Here is a 17237-nt window from a genome sequence, read left to right as displayed (position 1 = left end):
CAACGGTTTCGACGTGGTCTACCCCCCCCCCAACTCACAGATAAGTAAGGGTTACAACAGGGTGCGTATTTCCCGCGGACATGCAATGGCCTGTTAATCCTGCCTATCACGGCACTCATATGAACAGCATCGCCCTTCCGCTGTCACGGCAGGGGAAGGGCGATTTCCTGCTTTACAAAAGCCGGCTGTTCGGGTTATAGGTTGGCGTGATAATAACGATAGGCAGTTTCAAAGTCCTCGGAGAGAAATAGTTCTAGGGTTTTGATTGCGGTGCAGAACTCGTCTCTTGATGTGCTGCGAGTTGTCGCTGAGAAAATCTGTCGGTACACTGGGGCGCGCCGGATTGTGAAATCATCCGTATTGTTTTCGTATTCGTCACCGAAGTAGCGGGTGAAAGCCACGGCATCAGATTCGCTTGAGTTGAAGGCGGCTAGTTTGCCGGAGAACGCGTTGATGCTTTCAACCTTCTCGAGTACGGTCTTAGGATCGCTGAAGTATCCGGGCACGTCCAGCGCCATGCCAAGCAGGAGTTTAAGCGTGCGCTTGCTTGTTCTGTTTCTGCGTACTGGTGATGGTAGCGCTGCTATGGAGTTGATGCCTTCGTTAAGGTGCTTGATGTAGGTTATCTGCGTAGCGTCCAGAAAATCGAGGTTGTCGACGAAATTAATGACGTTCTGGTCGGATGAGTTGATTTGAAGTTTGCCAAACCATAGACCAAGCATCGAATAGTATACCTTTTCAAACTCGGCGCGCTTATAGTGGAAACCGAGTTTTTCAAGGAAATCTTCGTATTTGACCCTCTCAAAATATGGACTCATGGGGTTGTCCGGAAGGGCGTTGATAATCTCCCCGGCCTTGAGTTTCTCCTGGTTCTGCAATACTTTGAAATAATCACGGATTTGTGCTGGGTCGGCCGCTTGCATAGTGTACACAGGGATGCCGTATGCTCCAAAATTCATCTGTATGCTGTGGGGTAGGTCCTTGTATGAAAGGCGTTTGGCCCGGTTCATCTTCTTGACGCCATCCGGGTCTGATTTTCCTACTATTTTCTCAATGATCTCTTTGGCTTGGTCGGATGTTTTCTTGCTTAGCTTGAACCAATCGTCTTCGTCGTCAATCCACTGCGATACGTTCCCGTTTTCGACGAACCTAAGTATCGTGGTGAGGCGCTGTTTGCCGTCTACCAGCTCCTGCATTGCATTTTTATCATTGACGGCATTGAGGTTGTTGATAACAATGTTGCCAATTGGGTAGTTCAGGATGATGCTCAAAATCAGTTGGTCCTTGAACTCGTTCGACCAAATATAGCCGCGCTGGTAATCAGGTGAGATGTCTAGTCCGTTCATCCTGACGTTCTTTATGCTCGATATGATTGACACCATGGGTAAAGTCGATGGTGTTATATTGAGTCTCGAAAAAACCACTAAAACTCCTTAGGCCCTATTGCTTTTTATTGATTATAACATCATTTTGATTCAGGGCCTAAGGTTTCGAGTAGAACAAAGCAAAGGCACGTGCTCGGTATCTGCTCGGCGACTATGAGCAGGTCCGCATACGCCTGGAGCGCATCAAGGACCAGATCATCGACCAGGAACACCAGCAGGGACTGACCAGACAGGAACGCGAACGCCTGTCCGGACTGCACCGGCAGGTGAAAGCGGATATCGCCTCCATCAGGTATGGGGCCAGGGAGGGCGAGGTGCGGGATTTGGAGCGCAAGTACAAAATCGGTCGCTAGTTTTTTGCCTCTTATGGCACACACTTGGCACGCAAGAACGATCTGGATGGTGCACTTGCTACATATAGTAAAACCCCTGCTTCCCTGTCGGGAGTAGGGGTTTGAGGTGGTGTGGCTAACGCGGCTCGAACGCGCGACCTCCTGAACCACAATTATGGGAAACGCTCTTCCGGTGGTAGACTTGTCAAAAAGGAAACGGCGGAATTCCAACGTTTGCCAGGCTATAACCATGCTGCAACCTTGCTGTAACCGTGCAGTAGGATGGGTCACACATGGGTCACACATGGGTCACACATGGGTCACACATTTGGTTCAGGAGGTCGTGATGCCGAAGCAGAGGGCCGCAGGCGCAGCCAAGCCGTATCGCTATTGGCACACCTACAAAGTCGTAGGCGAGGACGGGAAGACCGTCACCAGGCGCAGCCAGCGGTGGATGGTCAGGCTTGATCTGGGGTACGACTCCTCCGGTCGGCGCATACGCAGGACCATCACGGGGAAGACCAGCGAGGCGGTCAAGGAGAAGCTCAGGGAGGCCCGGGCGGAGCTCGCCGAGACCGGCACCGTTGACCGAGCTAAGGTCAAGCTGGGAGACTACGCGCACCAGTGGCTTGAACACAAGTCCCGCGAGGCCGACCCCAAGACGATTGAGATGTACCGTACCGTCATCGACCGCCACCTCGACAGGTACGCGGGCCTCCCGCTCGCGAAGATCGTGCCGAGCACGGTCCGGCGCATCCTCGAAGAGGCCCAGGCGTACGACCAGAAGGGCAGCCCGAAGGGTCCGGCAGGCGTGAGCCTGAAACGGCAGATACGCACCTGCCTGAACCAGGTCATGCAGGCCGCATGGGCCGACCGGCTCATACCCTCGAACCCGGTCCTGGCGGTCAAGACGCCAAGCCGGAAGGACCAGGGGGAGGGGCGCAGCGCGTTCAGCGTGCCCGAACTCCGCTCCATGCTCGACGTGTCATCCCGCATGCCCGTGGAGGAGGGCACCATCTGGTGGTGGCGGCTCCTGACCGGCATGCGGCAGGGGGAGATACTCGGCGCGACCTGGGACAGCCTCAACATGCGCACCGGCGTGTACACGGTGGACTGGAAGCTCCAGACCGTGACCAAGGCCCACGGCTGCGGAGAACCGGACCATGGCGCGTACCCGTGCGGCAGGAGGAATCCCGCCCTGTGCCCGGACGCGCGGTGGCTCACCCCGGACGGGTACGACATGCGCCCCCCTGTGCGGCTCCTACGCACTCACCCGGCCCAAGTCGCGCACCGGCAGGACCGTGCCCATCGTGCCGCCGCTCATGGAGGCCATGCGCCGCTACCGGAAGGCCACCAGGGACACCCCCAACCCGTACGGGCTCATCTTCCGGCGCGAGGACGGCATGCCCATCTCCAAGAAGAAGGACACCGAGGCCTTCGCCTCCCTCATGCGCGCAGCCGGTATCGACCCGTCCAAGCACACCGGCCACGAGACCAGGTACAGCGCGGTGACCCTCCTCGCCAGTCAGGGAGTCGACCTGCAGCTGATCCAGGAGATCGTCGGACACTCAAGCGAGGCCATGACCATGCACTACCGCACCGCAGGCCTCGAGGAACGCAAGCAGGCCATGCTCAAACTCGACTCGGCGCTCGGCATAGACTGAGCCGCAGCGGGAAGCAAAGATAACGAAAACGGGAGCGGGAATTGGCGCAAAGCCTCTTCTGTCAGACGCTGACGATGCTCTGCATGGTAGCTGGTCAGGCGTATCAGGGCTACCACTTTGCAGGGCTATCGCAAGTGAGGAAAAGCAGGGCGGTGTGCCCCCCCGTCTGTTAGGCTGAAACCAGATCGTGATAAGGAGGTGGCGAAAATGAGTACGAAACCGTCGAGAATCTCCAATGATGATATTCGGGTCTTTGCTGACGGACTGTCAATGTTCTTTCGAGAGTCGAATGAGCCGGGTGATTTGAAGCTCGACTTAGACCGTGTTTTGGAGGCACTGAATGTTGATGTTCTCCGCGTTCAGGGCATGGAATCTTCCCTCGTGGATGAGGATATTTATCCCCTCCATGACATCGAATCGCAGAAATCGCTTTACGATAAGCCACGAGATAGGTCATTATTTCCTGCATTACAGGTTACTTCCTCCCGAATCGGTGAAATTGCCTATCAAATACGGGCGTGGTGACAGGAACCGGGCCGAGACTCAGGCAAACGTGTTCGCTTCATCTTTCCTGATGCCCGAAAAGCTCTTCAAGGATGAGTATGAAAGGCTGGGTGGCGACTCTTGGGCTGTAGCGGAATCTTTCGATGTTTCACCTGCCGCCGCTGGGGTGCGAGCGCAGGTGCTTGATTTGGCATGACACTTTGAATGGGCAGGTTGGTATGGGTGCGAATTCTGGTATTCCGTTGGAGAGACCACAGACTCGACTGTTCTTTTCCGTGGACTTGGTAGGGTCCACTGCTTACAAGCAAACCGAACCGAAATGGCAGCCTAAGTTTCTGTCCTTTTACCGCGAATTCCCCCAGTGCTTAGCCAATTCACTGCGGGAGCAGGAGGCAAAACTGCCCAATGGGACAGAGTTGCCTAAGCCGGTTTTTGGGAAAGCGGTCGGTGACGAGCTTTTGTACGTGTGCCCGGTGGAGAGTATGGCACAGGTCAGGTTCGCGGTTGATGCCTGGCTTGAAGCACAAAAGAAATACAAGGAGAGCACCCTTAAGGGTGAGAGTCTTCAAAAGACAAAATGAGCTGTATTCGCAGCCACTTTTCCAGGTCCGGATTGCATGGTCGCCATTCCGCGTGATCCTGATGACAGTGCGGATAGCGACAGTTCCGTAATCAACCTGAACGACAAGGCCGTCAAAAAACTGGCACAAAGTAACAAGATGGCGGATGATAAGTACTTGCTCGACTTCTTGGGACCATCCATTGATACGGGATTTCGGATAATATCCCAGAGCACCGATCGGTACTTCACGATGAGTCTCGAGGTTGTCTGGGCTTATGCCGAGAATTCCAGTATCCGTGAAATCAACAATGCACACGAGATAGAGCTGCTGGGGGAGAAGCAGCTTAAAGGCGTGTGGAGGAGCCGGGCCTATCCGCTTTTTGCAATTGACCGTATGGCGAACGACCCAGTCAATGACGCTCTGAAGGAGATTCATGATCCTAGGTGCTCTCACGACAAAATCACCAAGATTTTCCTCGCATGCTCCCAATCGGAGAACTGGCCTTCGAGGTTGTACCTCAAAGATAGTATAGTGCCCTGTGTCAATTCTGAACCCGAGGACGTGATTCACGACGGCGATAACACGTCCACTGATACGGAAGGATACGAGCTACAGGATCAAGAAGAGGGAGAACGAGGTGCGCCAGATGGGTCCCCAATTGCTTATTCGACCATGCCAAAGGCTACTACGGCCGTAATAGAGTCAATGCTGGCGGATAAAGCAGCGTACCAGCGTAGTATTAACGCGCTTTCGGAAGGGCTTAAATCGCTCAGGTTCTACTCCGAAGAGAGTTAACGCTTTTCGCCTACTTCAGCAGGTCCAAGAGGCTGAAAGTGGTTCCTGTACATCTTGTTGTGATAGGCCTTCCTAGGGTTTCTTGGGCCATCCTGCGCCTTTCTTCCCGTATCCGGGTATGAAGCCTTCTTCGCGCGCCTCTCCCACGTGGCCGTGGTGTGTGCCTTGAACGAGCGACGGGGGGCTGAGCGTGTGCATGCCGTATTTCATGCCGTCTTCACCGGTGATGCCGGTCTCGTCGTCCACCTGCTTGACGATGTTTCACTTACTGTTTAACTTGGCGAATCTGCGGGATCGCTGCCGGTTTGTCCTTCATATTGGTCGTGGTCTCGGCAGTGCCGCAGACTGACAACGTCAGTACGGGCGCTAATGCGGCTGCGACAGTGGGTTCATGATGGTTCCTTGTCCGCTGTGACTGTAAGCAGGCCATCAGTCGTTTTGTATGGCGAATATGGCTGATTCGATTAGCGTGTTGCGTTGTAGTGCGAGTGGTTTGTGTCGAGTATCCGTTGGTAGTCCTGAATAATCTGGAGGGTCACGTCAAGTTCGCAGGCAATTTGGTAGGAGTCCCCCTCGTAGATGGTTTCGGCGGTCTGGTACTCGATTGGATCCACGAGCTTGAGTGCGGTCTCTCGTCGTGCTCGGTTCTCTATGCGCGACCCGTACACGCCTGAGCGGGTGGTGTCGGCATGCTGCCAATGGATGAGTTCATGGACGAGTGTGCAGCGTTTCTGGCAGTAAGTAAGCCTACGGTCGATGAGGATGGTTCTGGTGGCTTCATCGTAGAAGCCGGTCATGCCTTCCGGCAGGAGTGCGCTGCTGATGGTGACGTCCAGGGTGTCGGTGTAGCAGCGCATCTGCCCGTATGTCATCGTCGACATCAGGCCGTCCAGGAGCCTCGGGCCCTTATCTGCCATCGCCGCCTTCTGCTTCCTTCTCCTTGTTCGGGTCGTTCATGGCCGCCAACGCCTGGTCGTTTGCCTTGACCTTGTCGAGCACGTAGGCCACCTTCTCCTCCTCGGGGAGCCAGGAGAGATCCATATCGGTTCTTTTGGTTGCATCGGCTCTTTCGGCCGCGTCGCTGAGGATAAGGAATGGGTCGACTCCCATGGCTCTGGCCAGCGCGTCGATGTCTTCGGTGGTGAAGCTGGTATCCCCGCGCATCTTTCTGAAGAACGTGGATCGTCTGATTCCGGAACGTTGGATGAGTTCCTGAGTCGTCATGCCCACTTCCTGCCTGGTGGACTCAATCGTTTTGATTGCCTGGTCAGTGAATGCGTCTATCTCTTTCATGTTCCTCATAGTAGTCAATTTTGGCACTTTTTGCAATAAGTACCGTTCTTGGTTGACAGATAGTCCCAAATATGGCACTATCAGGATGTGCCAAAAATGAGACTCAAGCAATCCTCCACTCGGGTGATCCGGGCAGTGAGGGCGGAAGCGGCCCGTTGCGGATATAGCGGTAAGGACGTGGCAAAGGCACTGGGCAGGGACCCGAAATACGTATACGAGCGGTTCAGGTTTCAAAAGCCATTTTCGACCGAGGATCTGAATCAGGTGGCTGAATGGCTGGGTATCACCTTTAACGACTTGATCAAATCAGCTGAGTTCGATGCTGCCATGCGTAAGCAAGATTTGTCTGACAGCAGTCTGGTGGCGTGAGGTGGATTGGCTAAGGCTAGGTGAAGGACTGCTCGAACTTGTCGTTTCGTCTCACCCGGAGGGACCTGTCGCAACCCCGATGGAAGAGATGATCATGCTTCGCGTCCTATCGTCATCGCCTCTGTTTCTTGCCCAAGTAAGAAGAATGCCGCAGCTGCAACTGCGGCGATGACAAAGAAAGTAGGTAAGCAATCAATGTCGGATTTCAGTGTATCAACCGCTCCGACGCGAAGGGGTAATCCTGAGACGTCGTTTGCGGCTGCGGCTGAGGTGAGGACTGGTCGTATGCAGGCTCTTACCCTGCAGGCCTTGTCTCGCCTGTGTTCTGAAAGACCGGGGCCGTTCACGCAGTGGGAGGTTGAGGCTGAGGTGGAGCAGCGGTTGGGGCGCAGGCTGGCGGACAGCACGGTTCGTAGTCGTCTTCCAGAGCTCGTACGTAAGGGCCTGGTCTTGTGCGCGGACCGTGAGGGCATCAGTCCCAGCGGGCACGCCTGCTCCCGGTACCGTCTCTCGGATGTGGGGATGGCGGTATGAGCAGGGCATTGCTGAGTGAGGAGGAGGCCCGTGAGTATGTGGGCGGGATACCGGAGCGTACGTTCAAAACGCTCTGCGGTGACCGTGTGATTCGTCTGGGGAAACGGAACTATTGCAGACCGTCCGATCTTGACGAGGCGGACAGGGTGCTTGATGATGCGGCGGACAAGGTGGAGCGGTTGTCGCGGTGGGTGTTGGTCGCGAATAGTCGCGTGAATGCTGTCAATGCTGTGAATGCCGGTCGTCGTCATCGTCACCGCACGTTGAGGAGCAGGCGCAAGTCAAGGGAATCAAACAAAACAATCGTGAAGGAAACAGGAAATGAGTGTTCTATTTGACCGCTTGGACCCGGGGGAAATGACGGGCATGCATGTCCGCGCCAGGTTTGACAGCGACACCGTGATTGAAGGCCGAATTGAAGGGGGAAACTGATGGGGTTTGAGATTAAGGAGATGGCGGATCGGGAGTACTTCGCTGACCCGGCGTTGGATCAGTCTGCATTGAAGCGGTTCATGGTGTCGCCGTTGTCGTATGTGGATTATCTCGATCATGGTCTGGATGTGTCCGGTGATGCTCTGGATTTTGGCAAGGCGGCGCATGCGCTGGTGCTGGGCACTGGTGCGGAGGTCGTCGACAGGCCGAATCTGCGTACGAAGGCGGGCAAGGCCCTGATGGAGGAGCTGCGCGCTTCGGACGCGGTGGTTGTCTCCTCCGGTGACAGGGAGCGTCTGCGGAAGATGGGGGCTGTTTCGGCCGCGTATTTCCGTTCGCTTCCCGGCAGGCCGGAGATGGTGGTGGTCGCGGACGACCCGGGGAGTGGGCTGCGGTTGAAGGGCAAGTTCGACTGGCTGCCTGACGGTCCGGACGAGGACGGGGTACTGCGTATCCGTGATTACAAGACTACGAGCGCGGACCCGAGGGAGTTCCCCGGCGAGGTGGCCCGTTTCGGCTACCACATCCAGGCGGCCTTCTACATGATGCTGTACCGGCTGACCGGTTTCCAGGGCCTACTCGGGTTCGAGTTCGTGGTGCAGGAGAAGAAGCGTCCTTACGACTACATGGTGTGGCGGATGGACGAGGATGGCCCGGAGACCGTGCTGGCCGGTGAGCGTATCGCGCAGGCGTTGGATGAACTGGCCGGGTTCAGGCGTGACAGTCCGGACGACTGGAAGCGGCGCATGGGGGAGTACGGGCTGGACAAGACGCCCCGCACGGTGGCGTTCCCCGGCTGGCGGATCGACAGAGAGTGCGAGGAGATGGAAGTATGAGCGGTCAGGAAAACAAGACAAAGCAGGAGCAGGCTGAGCAGGAGCTGACGATGTGGGAGCGCCTGCAGAAGGCGCGCATGGAGATGAAACCGGAGCAGTCCGGCCAGCTGACCATCAGCGGTAACCGGGTCAGGTACTCGACGATCGACGACCTGTACAAGGCTGTCACCGATGCCCTGGCAAAGCAGGACCTGTGGCTGTCCACGCACCTGGCGGACAAGGCGGTGCGCGTCCGGGTCGTGGACGTGAAGACTGGCCAGGCCGAGGATCTGCTCGACTACCCCTGCGTGTTGACGGGGAAGGATGTGAAGAAGGACGCGGGCACATGGACCAGCTGCAAGCGGTACGCGATCACGAGCGCCTTCAACCTGTCTTCGGGCGACGAGGGCGGCTCCGAACAGGCGGCCGCAAGGGAGGCGGAGCGCCAGCAGCGGGGGTTTGTGAGCAGGCAACGGTTCGCTTCGGCCTCGGATTCGTCCCTGACGCGCATCCGTGCGGCCCTGGCGGCGGCGGGGGTGAGTGTACCCGCCGAGCAGAGGGAGACGGTGAGCCGCCTGATCGGCAGGCAGATCACCGGCAACCTGGGCTCCGCGAACCTGACGCCCGCCGAGGCGGACAGGATACTTGATGAACTCGGCAAGGTGGGTGATTCCGATGATGCCTCTCGTTGATTTCCTCTGGCTGTGCGCCGCCGGTTTCTGCGGCGCGGTGTGCGTGTTCGCTTCCTGCTGGACGCTCGCACACCCTCAGCTTGGTCTGCTTGACCTGGCCGCCCTGGCAGGGTTCGGCTGGTGCATGGAAAGGGGTGAGCGCTCATGAGCAAGCGCAAGGTGCATGGCTATACGGTGCACGTCCCCGAGGACGGGTGGCGGTTCGGCTGCGATGTGCCCAACTGCATCAGATTCATCTCCATCTGCAGGGACGGGCACGTAATCGACGGCACCCGTTTTCGCTCCGAGTTGCACCAGCTGGTGTGCGGAGTCGACGACGCGGAAACCGCTTTCGACCTGGGAGTCGTCAAGTACGGCTGGCAGAGGGGAGATGTGTTGGACCGGCTCTACTGCTGCCCGGAGCATCGAGAGGATGCCGACTCATGACGCTATCAACCAGGGCCGGCTGTCCTTGTTCGACTTGTTCCCGGCTCACCCAGGGCGAGTGCTGCAAGTGCTGGTCTCCGTCGTGTGCCAAGACCATCTGGCATGGCTATACATGCAACTGGGAAGCCGAGCGTTCACATCCTGTCACTCGCCGTTACCAGAGCGAGGACAACCCGATTGTAATCGACGACTTCAAGAAGGAGGCCTGACGTGGCCGGAGACGCCATCATTACCATCATCGGCAACCTGACGGCGGCCCCTAAGATTCGGTCGACGTCGAACGGGGGCAGAGTGGCGAACGTCACCGTCGCCTCCACGCCCAGGCAGTTCAACAGGACGTCGGGTCAGTGGGAGGACGGGGATGCTCTGTTCATGCGTTGCTCGGCATGGGATACGCAGCACCAGCCCCTGGCCTCGAACATGCAGGCGAGCCTGACCAAGGGCATGAGGGTGATTGCCCAGGGCCGTCTGGTGCAGCGCTCCTACCAGGACCGCAATGGCAACAACCGTATATTCGTGGAGCTGTGCCTGGACGAGATTGGCCCGGCCCTGACTCGGAGCACCGCCCAGGTGACTCGGAACAATAATAGTGGCGGCAATTCGGGCGGCGGTGCTGGGTTCGGCGAGCAGTTCGCGTGGGGTGGGGGAGCGTCCCCGATTCCCGCGTCATCGGCCTCATGCGCACCGGGACCGGCAGGTGGACAAACAGGTGCGCCGGAACAGGGCCCGTGGGTAGGGGGCGGCAATGACGGACCCGAGTTTTGACCCGTTCGCCGGGGTTGAGACGCCGCCCGAGCCTGACCGCGTGTGCCCCGAGTGCGGTGGCGCGGTCGGCATGGTGGGCCGCTGCTTGGGCTGCGGGTGGCCGTCCTGGGAGGCGTACGCATAAGCAGACGGAAGAGAGGACAAGGGTACGAGGTTCGAGACCGCCGTCTTGCGGCACCTGCGTGACCGTATAAGCGACCCCGAGGGCATGATCCGCCGGAAGACCCTACACGGGAACACCGATGAGGGCGACATCAAAAGCCACAGGGAGTCTGGTCCTGGCGTGCAAGAACGCCAACGGGTTCTCGCTCTCGGACTGGCTGGGTCAAGCTCTGCAGGAGGCGGCGAACGCGGGGTCGACTACGGGATGGTGGTCTTCCACCGTCTTGGCAGGGGCGAGGCGAACATGGACCAATTCGTGCCGATGGACTGGATACGCTCGCCCGCATCGTAGGAGCGGAGGACGTGAACAAGGAAAGGGAAGAACATGAGTGAACCGCACATCTTCGCAAGCTGTGTGCATAAGCGGGGCGGTCTCGGGCCGGGGGCAGTCGAGTGAGGTATGTGAGCCTGTTCAGCGGCATCGAGGCGGCGAGCGTGGCGTGGGGGCCGTTGGGTTGGGTCCCGGTGTCGTTCAGTGAGATCGACCCGTTCTCTTCGGCGGTGCTGGCCCGCCGGTTCCCGGACGTGCCGAACCTTGGTGACATCACGAAGATCGATTGGAGCAAGCATGGAGAGTGTGTATCAGCCGACCTTGTGGTCGGGGGAAGCCCCTGCCAGTCCTTCAGCGTCGCAGGGACCCGAACCGGTCTCGACGGTGCCTCCGGACTCATGTGGGAGTATGTTCGGGCGGTACGTGAGCTCCGTCCTCGCTGGCTTGTCTGGGAGAACGTCCCGGGAGCGCTCAGCAGTTCGGGCGGGCGTGATTTCGGATGCCTGCTCGGCGCGTTGGATGACCTCGGGTACGGTCTGGCATGGCGGGTACTGGACGCGCAGTTCTTCGGAGTGGCCCAGCGCCGCCGCCGTCTGTTCCTTGTCGGCAGTCTTGGAGACCAGCGTGCCGCAGAGGTACTTTTTGAGCCCGAAGGCCTGCGCTGGGATCATCCGTCGATCCGCGAAAAGAGGCAAATCCTTGCCGGACCGGCTCAAGGACGCACTGGAGGCGCAGATGATGGTGCCAGCTGCCTGACCCCGTGGGACGTCCAGTCGCGCAGTATCCACGACTGCGACCACGCCTGGCCTGCGCTTTACGCAGAAGAGGGTGGCGGCCACGGATGCACCTCCGTGCCCTACGCGAGCGGTAAGGCAAACTCCACGACGCTAGGCGAGGAAGAGAGCCCGACACCCAAGATCGACCATAACCCCGCCGTGTTGTGCGCCACGGACAGCGGTTCCAATTCGTCCATCGCCGAGGACCTCGCCCCCACGTTGACAGCTCATGAGGGCAAGGCCGCCAGTTATGTGACCGGCCCCTGCCCCATACGTCGTCTCACCCCCACCGAATGCGAACGCCTCCAGGGTTTCCCGGACGGATGGGCCGACATCCCGTACAGGGGGGCGAGCCACGCGCCTGACAGCCCCCGCTACAAAGCCCTTGGCAACAGCATGGCGGTGCCTGTCATGAAGTGGATCGGACAACGCATACAACACGTCGAGGGTGCTTTCCATGGCGTGGCTTGACAGGGGGAACACTGATGGTCACTTGCCGATTACGCCAAATCGACCCCAAGCACCACCAGCCGAGGACAAGCGCGAGCTGCACCCTCTCTAGGGGCTAGGGTCCTGTTTCCCGGGTGCGTGCGTCGCATCGAGGCTCCCGGGGACTGACGGCTCGGGATGCTGACCATGCTCGGCTATGCGGGACGAAGCGGGGCCGACGTCATGCTGGTATGCCGGTGCGATTGCGGGCAGGTCGGCACCAAGGCCGGGCGGAACCTGACGGGCGGACAGTTCAAGTCACGCGGATGCCAATGAGGCAGTAAAGAAAGGAAAAAGAAAGGAGGGCTGTCATGGCCGGTAGACGCGGTTACGCGAAGTTGAAAAACGACTTCTACCTGAACGGGAAGGTCAAGGAGCTACGTGTCGTCTGCCCATCTGCGGTGGGGGCGTTCGTGTTCGCCATCGCCTACTGCTCGGACAATCTGACAGACGGTCGCATCCCCGATCGTGACCTTCGTTATGTGCTCGGGGTCACCGATGAGGAGATCAACGCGCTGTGCAAGGTCGAGCTGTTGGAGCCGGACGGCAACAGCGGGTATGTGATCCATGACTACACGGAGCACAACAGCAGGCGTGACCAGGTGGAGAAAAGTAGGGAAAGGAACGCAGAAAACTACCGAAAGCGCAGATTCAACAGAGATTCAACAGCGACTCATCGTGATGAATCCGAGTTGAACCGGACTAAACACAAAAACACCAGAACACAAGAACATTTACCCGACGGTAAATCCCCCAACCCCCCAACGGGGGCCGACGCCGACCAGCAGCCCGTCAGGGAGCCGTCGTCGGATGAGACGGCCCAGTTCCGACAGTTCTGGTCGCTCTACCCGAACCACGACTACCCCGATGCCGCCGTCCGCGAGTTCAAACGCGTCCTGCGTCGGACCGGACCGGAACGCGTGAACCTCGTCGCCCTGCTTCAGGGAGCCCAGATGCTCCGGGACGAACAACGGGACCCCCGGTACATTCCCGCCGCATCCAAATGGCTCCACGATGGCGGCTGGAAGAACAAACCCAAACCGCGGGCCAGGCAGCCGGACCGGCAGGCGAGCAGGGCTCAGCAGAACCAGGATGCGAACGCCGCCCTCATAGCCCGGTATGCGCAGGAGGAAATTCCGCAGATCCAGAGAAAGGAGATACCCGCATGTTAACCCTCGCCGAAAGCACCCTCGTGCTTGCCAAGATCCGGGCGCACCACGGCAACGCACCCATCACCGACCTGGAGGCGCGCACCTTTCATGAGGAGCTTCGGGCCGAAGCGAACCTGGCCGACGCGATGGAATCCGTCAGACGTTTCTACGCGGACAACGAGACGGGCCGGTGGATGCTCAGCGGGGACGTCAACGCAGGCATCCGCCGCATCCAAGGCCCGCGAATCCCCGATGCGGTACGAATCCATGAGCTCATGGAGCAGGACGGCATCGGCATCAGCAGTCCCCGGTCAATCCCATACAGGCGGACCCTTATAGCCCAGACTCGCCAGGGGGCCCCAATCCAGGAGGCTCGCGTCAAGGCCATGAAAGCCGCCCAGCTTGTCATTGAACCGCCCAAGCCAGAACCAAAACCCCGCCTAACGGGCCACTTTATCGGCGGTGGGGTTGAGCGGCTTGGTGCCGAAGACCTCAGCAGCATGATAGGAGGCGCAAAGTGAGCAACCATACGAACCGCAAAAAGAACCCTCTGAGTGTCCGGCAAAACCTGGGTGCGGGTGGGACGAGGAACGGACGAGTAAGGGATGTAAAAGCATGTACGGGGACTATCCGGGAGGAAGTTTGAGCTACGCATCCGATCAAACCAAATCCCTGGCCGGTATCCACGAAACGGCCTCCGACCATGACATCACCCGCAGGTACAGGTACAGGCAAGCCGTCATCAATGCCATGCACGTCACCATCTCCTGGGAGTCGAACATCAAGAAGGAAGGACCTAAGTTTTGACCAGAAACCAATGCCCGATATGCGAAGGACTGCCGCGCGGACCCCTGTGCAAAGCCCACCGGCAGGAACTTGCCAAGACAATCCATGAGCTCAGGCTCGGCATGTACGAGCTGAAGCGTATGGAACGTCGCGAGGTGCGCCATAAGCCGCACGGTGAGAGAGCCGTCAGATCCGTGTTCTCGCCAACCCTCATAGACATGACCGCCGCCAGCCTGTACGACTATGCGGAGGAAATTATCCAGGACGTGGCGGGAGACATCGGCCTGTGGGCCGGCGAGGCCCTACAGCTCCTCACCAAGCTGGCCAGCAGGATGGGCAGGCTGGCGAACGCGCCTAACAGCGGACGTGACTACCGCGACCTCACTCGTACCAACCGGAAGGTCCAACTGCATATAACACCGCCTGAGGAGCGCATCATCCACGGACACTGCCTCAGCCCTACCTGTGGGGCCGAGCTGTCCGGACTGCCCGACGACACCATGTCCACCTGCAGCAAGTGCGGAAACGCGTGGGTGGTGGCCGAAGTCAGACGGGTACGCCGTGAGCGTATGGAGGGACAGTACATCATCGGGCAACCCAAGGTGGCCGCCCAGTGGGTCTGCCGGGAGACAGGGTTGGAGATCAAAAGGGGCGATGTGAGCAATTGGCGGAGTAGGGGACTGCTTCATCCTGTGGAGACCGAAACCAGGGGCGTATGGCAGTGGGCAAAACCCGAGCTGCTGGAGTGTGCCGAGGGAATGCGCCTGGCGACTTGACAAATTGTCATTTGAGTGCGATAGTTAAATATAGTTGATTTAACTGTAAGGGTCGGGCAATTGTGTCCGGCCTTTACTTTTTGTTTCCTTGCGCCTGGGATTCCGGTATCCGATCGGGCTATCTTCGTGATGAAGTAACGTGCCTCACCGCTCTCTTTATCATGAGCAGCACCTCTTCAAACCGGTTACAAAGGGCTATTACTGCTGGAGTCAACCAATCGCTCGAGTGCCCCAAGGAACATCGCGAGGTTGTCGCCGCCCGTTTGCCCCACTGGAAGCAAGACGCGAGCATCAAGCTGTGCAAAGCCCATGACGACCCAGAGACCGGGGCGGCAGGACAGCCTACGCATGACCACCTGACCACATCATTCCGCTATGGGTACATCCCCTGGGTCCCCACGCTGTTCGAACTCCTGAATAACGGCTGGCGGCTGAGCGACGCCGAATGCCAGCCAGCCTCATAAAACTTGCCCGCAGGCTTTCCTACCTTTCCCCTGTGGGCATCATTCTTGCCCGGCCGTGCCACAATTCCAATACTCGGACGTGAGCCGGGCAACTTCAACCGCGCGGGCCCTCATGGATGAGCTGCGTGAACAGACCACCAGGAACGCAACCAGTCAGGATGTCGTCGATGAAACCCGGTCGCCCATCGCCGCCGTCGTGGATGACTCCTGCTTCGGCTGATACCTGGTGGTCGACGACCTGGACGTGTTGGCCCGGATGATGATCGTCGAATACTCCGTTGTGGGCGAGCCTGTATAGCCCGCACGCCAAACCAACCCAAATGTGGGGGTCTCCGCCGTGGAGGCCCCTTTTTGTGATTCCCAAGGAGGATCAACATGGCACAGAACCAGACCGGCCCCGACAGTCAGGGCAACGACCTCATACGCGTCGGTGTACCCATCGGCGGGTATATCGCGTTCGCCCCGTACGCATCGGAGAACGTCATAGCCGATGACAAGCTTGGCAAGGTCCCGCTGGAGCTACCTGAAGGGTACCGCAAGCTTGGTCTCATCAAGGCGGACGGTGCACCGCAGAAGGGGCTCGAAGCGGGCGAGGCGACCGACCTCTGGCAGGAGGGTTACAGCATTCCCGGTGACGGCAAACGCAGCATCCAGGCCAGCCTCGCGGAGAACAACACCGCCGTGATGAAGCTGACCGAAGGCAAGGAACCTGACCAGAACGGCATCGTCTACGTGGATTCCGGCCTTCCTGCGGCAAAGGTCATCCTTCTGGCCGTCACCAAGTTCCGCAACGGCGATGAGGAACGGCTCCATGGTGTAGCCCAGGTCACGGCCATGGAGATGGACCAGGAGACCACCGGAGAGCCGCGCGGCAAGAGTGTGACCCTCGAATGGCGGCCCGACCCCTTGTTCAAGGACAAGCCCTATAAGCAGTTCGGCCCCCAGCCCCCCATCGAATCGTCGGCCCCTGAAGCCAGGCAGACCGGCTCATCCAAGTAGTCAGAAAGAAAGCAAAGGAGAACAGCGCAAATGAACCCCATCGATGAGCAGACACAGGCTGATTATGACTTCGACAATTTCGACGAGGACAAGATCATCGACGCTCTGCGAGATGAGCTGAGCGTCAAGTACATCATCCTGGAGAAGGGCAAGGCCTTCGTCGCCAAGTTCCATGACGGGAAGGTGGTCGAAGTGCCCCTGCTCTTCTCGGTGCAGGAGGTCGAAAAGCTCAGCTCCCTGGAGGAGCAGGGGGCGGTCGCGCAGCTGCGTGAACTGCTGGATGCCATGTGTGAGGACGAGAAGACGGCTCAGTTGGTTCTGGAGCATTCGTTCGCCGAGGTGCAGGACTTCGCGACGAAGTACTTCCGTGTCGTTGAGAAGATGTCCGGGGCCTCACTCCCGGAATAGCTTTCGTCGCCAGGGTGTACCACGAACACCCGGACACTCTGACGGCGACACTGAGGGGCTGCTACGGGATTGGAACCGGGCAGAAGGGGCCGGGTCTGCTGGGTGAGGCGGTGCGTCTCACCCGGCATGCCATGGCCGACACGTCCACGCCTCTGGGTGCTGAAGTGGCCGGGTGGGCCTACCCGGTCGGCATGAACGACCTGTTCCTGCTTGCGGCGTCCATCAAGGATCGGAAGACCTTTGAGAAGGCGACACCGTGGGCGGTCCAGGCGGACATCGAGGAGAAGGCCCGATATGAGGTCAGCCCGGAGGAACGGGAGCAGGCCCTCCGCGAACTCGACGCGGAAATCAAGTTCACTAGCTAGCGGCACACGCCAAGGAGACGC

At 58.9% G+C, this 17237-nt stretch carries 27 protein-coding genes; 20 read left to right on the top strand and 7 right to left on the bottom strand.

The features are described from left to right. Nucleotides 1-194: 194 nt before the first annotated feature. The 3 genes from H3V08_RS04340 to H3V08_RS04330 form a co-directional block, all read right to left on the bottom strand. Nucleotides 195-1346, bottom strand: coding sequence for a GmrSD restriction endonuclease domain-containing protein (locus H3V08_RS04340; protein ID WP_232340123.1), 1152 nt, complete (start codon nt 1344-1346; stop codon nt 195-197). Nucleotides 1347-1465: 119 nt separating this feature from the next. Beyond that, nucleotides 1466-1969, bottom strand: coding sequence for a hypothetical protein (locus tag H3V08_RS04335; protein ID WP_198181717.1), 504 nt, complete (start codon nt 1967-1969; stop codon nt 1466-1468). 147 nt (nt 1970-2116) lie between these two features. Next, complete coding sequence (locus H3V08_RS04330) at nt 2117-2320, bottom strand: hypothetical protein (RefSeq protein WP_198181716.1); 204 nt, start codon at nt 2318-2320, stop codon at nt 2117-2119. A 560-nt stretch (nt 2321-2880) separates the two neighbouring features. On the opposite strand from H3V08_RS04330, the gene H3V08_RS04325 reads away from it, so the two are divergent. The 5 genes from H3V08_RS04325 to H3V08_RS04305 all read left to right on the top strand — a co-directional run bounded on the left by H3V08_RS04325 (nt 2881) and on the right by H3V08_RS04305 (nt 5243). Continuing rightward, complete coding sequence (locus tag H3V08_RS04325) at nt 2881-3381, top strand: tyrosine-type recombinase/integrase (RefSeq protein WP_198181715.1); 501 nt, start codon at nt 2881-2883, stop codon at nt 3379-3381. A 207-nt stretch (nt 3382-3588) separates the two neighbouring features. Continuing rightward, entirely contained in the window at nt 3589-3906 is a 318-nt protein-coding gene (locus H3V08_RS04320) for a hypothetical protein (RefSeq protein ID WP_198182164.1), read from the top strand. After that, nucleotides 3788-4081 carry an ImmA/IrrE family metallo-endopeptidase gene (locus tag H3V08_RS07675; protein ID WP_198181714.1) on the top strand — a complete coding sequence of 98 codons (294 nt, stop codon included), beginning with the start codon at nt 3788-3790 and terminating at the stop codon, nt 4079-4081. Before H3V08_RS04320 ends, H3V08_RS07675 begins: the two co-directional genes overlap by 119 nt. Before the next feature lie 22 nt (nt 4082-4103). Next, on the top strand, nt 4104-4466 hold the full coding sequence (locus H3V08_RS04310; protein WP_198181713.1) for a hypothetical protein: 363 nt from the start codon (nt 4104-4106) through the stop codon (nt 4464-4466). Nucleotides 4467-4604: 138 nt separating this feature from the next. Further along, complete coding sequence (locus tag H3V08_RS04305; RefSeq protein ID WP_198181712.1) at nt 4605-5243, top strand: hypothetical protein; 639 nt, start codon at nt 4605-4607, stop codon at nt 5241-5243. Between the two features lie 72 nt (nt 5244-5315). Here the strand turns inward: H3V08_RS04305 and H3V08_RS07520 are convergent, their stop codons facing one another. The 3 genes from H3V08_RS07520 to H3V08_RS04290 form a co-directional block, all read right to left on the bottom strand. Continuing rightward, on the bottom strand, nt 5316-5489 hold the full coding sequence (locus tag H3V08_RS07520; RefSeq protein WP_232340122.1) for a hypothetical protein: 174 nt from the start codon (nt 5487-5489) through the stop codon (nt 5316-5318). A 218-nt stretch (nt 5490-5707) separates the two neighbouring features. Next, nucleotides 5708-6160: a hypothetical protein gene (locus H3V08_RS04295; RefSeq protein WP_232340121.1), complete on the bottom strand. Its 453-nt coding sequence runs from the start codon at nt 6158-6160 to the stop codon at nt 5708-5710. Then, a complete protein-coding gene (locus tag H3V08_RS04290) occupies nt 6150-6536 on the bottom strand; it encodes a helix-turn-helix domain-containing protein (RefSeq protein WP_110444921.1) in 387 nt (128 codons plus the stop codon). Before H3V08_RS04290 ends, H3V08_RS04295 begins: the two co-directional genes overlap by 11 nt. Nucleotides 6537-6713: 177 nt before the next feature. On the opposite strand from H3V08_RS04290, the gene H3V08_RS04285 reads away from it, so the two are divergent. The 6 genes from H3V08_RS04285 to ssb all read left to right on the top strand — a co-directional run bounded on the left by H3V08_RS04285 (nt 6714) and on the right by ssb (nt 10569). Continuing rightward, nucleotides 6714-6905 carry a hypothetical protein gene (locus H3V08_RS04285; RefSeq protein WP_232340120.1) on the top strand — a complete coding sequence of 64 codons (192 nt, stop codon included), beginning with the start codon at nt 6714-6716 and terminating at the stop codon, nt 6903-6905. 530 nt (nt 6906-7435) lie between these two features. Next, the gene (locus H3V08_RS04280) at nt 7436-7777 is read left to right on the top strand and encodes a hypothetical protein (RefSeq protein ID WP_198181711.1); all 342 of its coding nucleotides are present in this window, start codon (nt 7436-7438) and stop codon (nt 7775-7777) included. A gap of 93 nt (nt 7778-7870) precedes the next feature. Further along, nucleotides 7871-8707: a PD-(D/E)XK nuclease family protein gene (locus H3V08_RS04275; protein ID WP_198181710.1), complete on the top strand. Its 837-nt coding sequence runs from the start codon at nt 7871-7873 to the stop codon at nt 8705-8707. Next, nucleotides 8704-9378 carry a hypothetical protein gene (locus H3V08_RS04270; protein WP_198181709.1) on the top strand — a complete coding sequence of 225 codons (675 nt, stop codon included), beginning with the start codon at nt 8704-8706 and terminating at the stop codon, nt 9376-9378. The genes H3V08_RS04275 and H3V08_RS04270 overlap by 4 nt, the downstream gene beginning before the upstream one ends. 144 nt (nt 9379-9522) lie before the next feature. Next, entirely contained in the window at nt 9523-9804 is a 282-nt protein-coding gene (locus H3V08_RS04265) for a hypothetical protein (protein WP_198181708.1), read from the top strand. A gap of 210 nt (nt 9805-10014) precedes the next feature. Then, nucleotides 10015-10569 carry a single-stranded DNA-binding protein gene (gene ssb, locus H3V08_RS04260; RefSeq protein WP_198181707.1) on the top strand — a complete coding sequence of 185 codons (555 nt, stop codon included), beginning with the start codon at nt 10015-10017 and terminating at the stop codon, nt 10567-10569. A gap of 360 nt (nt 10570-10929) precedes the next feature. On the opposite strand, the gene H3V08_RS04255 is transcribed toward ssb, so the two are convergent. Then, nucleotides 10930-11073 carry a hypothetical protein gene (locus H3V08_RS04255; RefSeq protein WP_198181706.1) on the bottom strand — a complete coding sequence of 48 codons (144 nt, stop codon included), beginning with the start codon at nt 11071-11073 and terminating at the stop codon, nt 10930-10932. A gap of 60 nt (nt 11074-11133) precedes the next feature. On the opposite strand from H3V08_RS04255, the gene H3V08_RS04250 reads away from it, so the two are divergent. The 9 genes from H3V08_RS04250 to H3V08_RS04210 all read left to right on the top strand — a co-directional run bounded on the left by H3V08_RS04250 (nt 11134) and on the right by H3V08_RS04210 (nt 17216). After that, nucleotides 11134-12249 carry a DNA cytosine methyltransferase gene (locus H3V08_RS04250; protein ID WP_332461767.1) on the top strand — a complete coding sequence of 372 codons (1116 nt, stop codon included), beginning with the start codon at nt 11134-11136 and terminating at the stop codon, nt 12247-12249. Between the two features lie 329 nt (nt 12250-12578). Next, nucleotides 12579-13439: a hypothetical protein gene (locus H3V08_RS04245; RefSeq protein WP_198181704.1), complete on the top strand. Its 861-nt coding sequence runs from the start codon at nt 12579-12581 to the stop codon at nt 13437-13439. Then, nucleotides 13433-13939, top strand: coding sequence for a hypothetical protein (locus H3V08_RS04240; RefSeq protein ID WP_198181703.1), 507 nt, complete (start codon nt 13433-13435; stop codon nt 13937-13939). The genes H3V08_RS04245 and H3V08_RS04240 overlap by 7 nt, the downstream gene beginning before the upstream one ends. A 121-nt stretch (nt 13940-14060) precedes the next feature. Then, the gene (locus tag H3V08_RS04235) at nt 14061-14225 is read left to right on the top strand and encodes a hypothetical protein (protein WP_198181702.1); all 165 of its coding nucleotides are present in this window, start codon (nt 14061-14063) and stop codon (nt 14223-14225) included. Then, nucleotides 14222-14980 carry a hypothetical protein gene (locus tag H3V08_RS04230; RefSeq protein ID WP_198181701.1) on the top strand — a complete coding sequence of 253 codons (759 nt, stop codon included), beginning with the start codon at nt 14222-14224 and terminating at the stop codon, nt 14978-14980. The genes H3V08_RS04235 and H3V08_RS04230 overlap by 4 nt, the downstream gene beginning before the upstream one ends. A 543-nt stretch (nt 14981-15523) precedes the next feature. Then, on the top strand, nt 15524-15664 hold the full coding sequence (locus H3V08_RS04225) for a hypothetical protein (protein WP_198181700.1): 141 nt from the start codon (nt 15524-15526) through the stop codon (nt 15662-15664). Nucleotides 15665-15819: 155 nt separating this feature from the next. Further along, nucleotides 15820-16443 carry a hypothetical protein gene (locus H3V08_RS04220; protein WP_051875689.1) on the top strand — a complete coding sequence of 208 codons (624 nt, stop codon included), beginning with the start codon at nt 15820-15822 and terminating at the stop codon, nt 16441-16443. 30 nt (nt 16444-16473) lie between these two features. Continuing rightward, nucleotides 16474-16851, top strand: coding sequence for a hypothetical protein (locus tag H3V08_RS04215; RefSeq protein ID WP_033497975.1), 378 nt, complete (start codon nt 16474-16476; stop codon nt 16849-16851). A gap of 14 nt (nt 16852-16865) precedes the next feature. Beyond that, the gene (locus H3V08_RS04210) at nt 16866-17216 is read left to right on the top strand and encodes a hypothetical protein (protein ID WP_198181699.1); all 351 of its coding nucleotides are present in this window, start codon (nt 16866-16868) and stop codon (nt 17214-17216) included. Nucleotides 17217-17237: the final 21 nt, after the last annotated feature.

This window comes from Bifidobacterium sp. M0307, from assembly GCF_016100445.1.
Classification (GTDB): Bacteria; Actinomycetota; Actinomycetes; order Actinomycetales; family Bifidobacteriaceae; genus Bombiscardovia; species Bombiscardovia coryneformis.
Note: the sequence above shows the minus strand (reverse complement) of the source record. Positions and strands in the feature narration are given on the sequence as shown.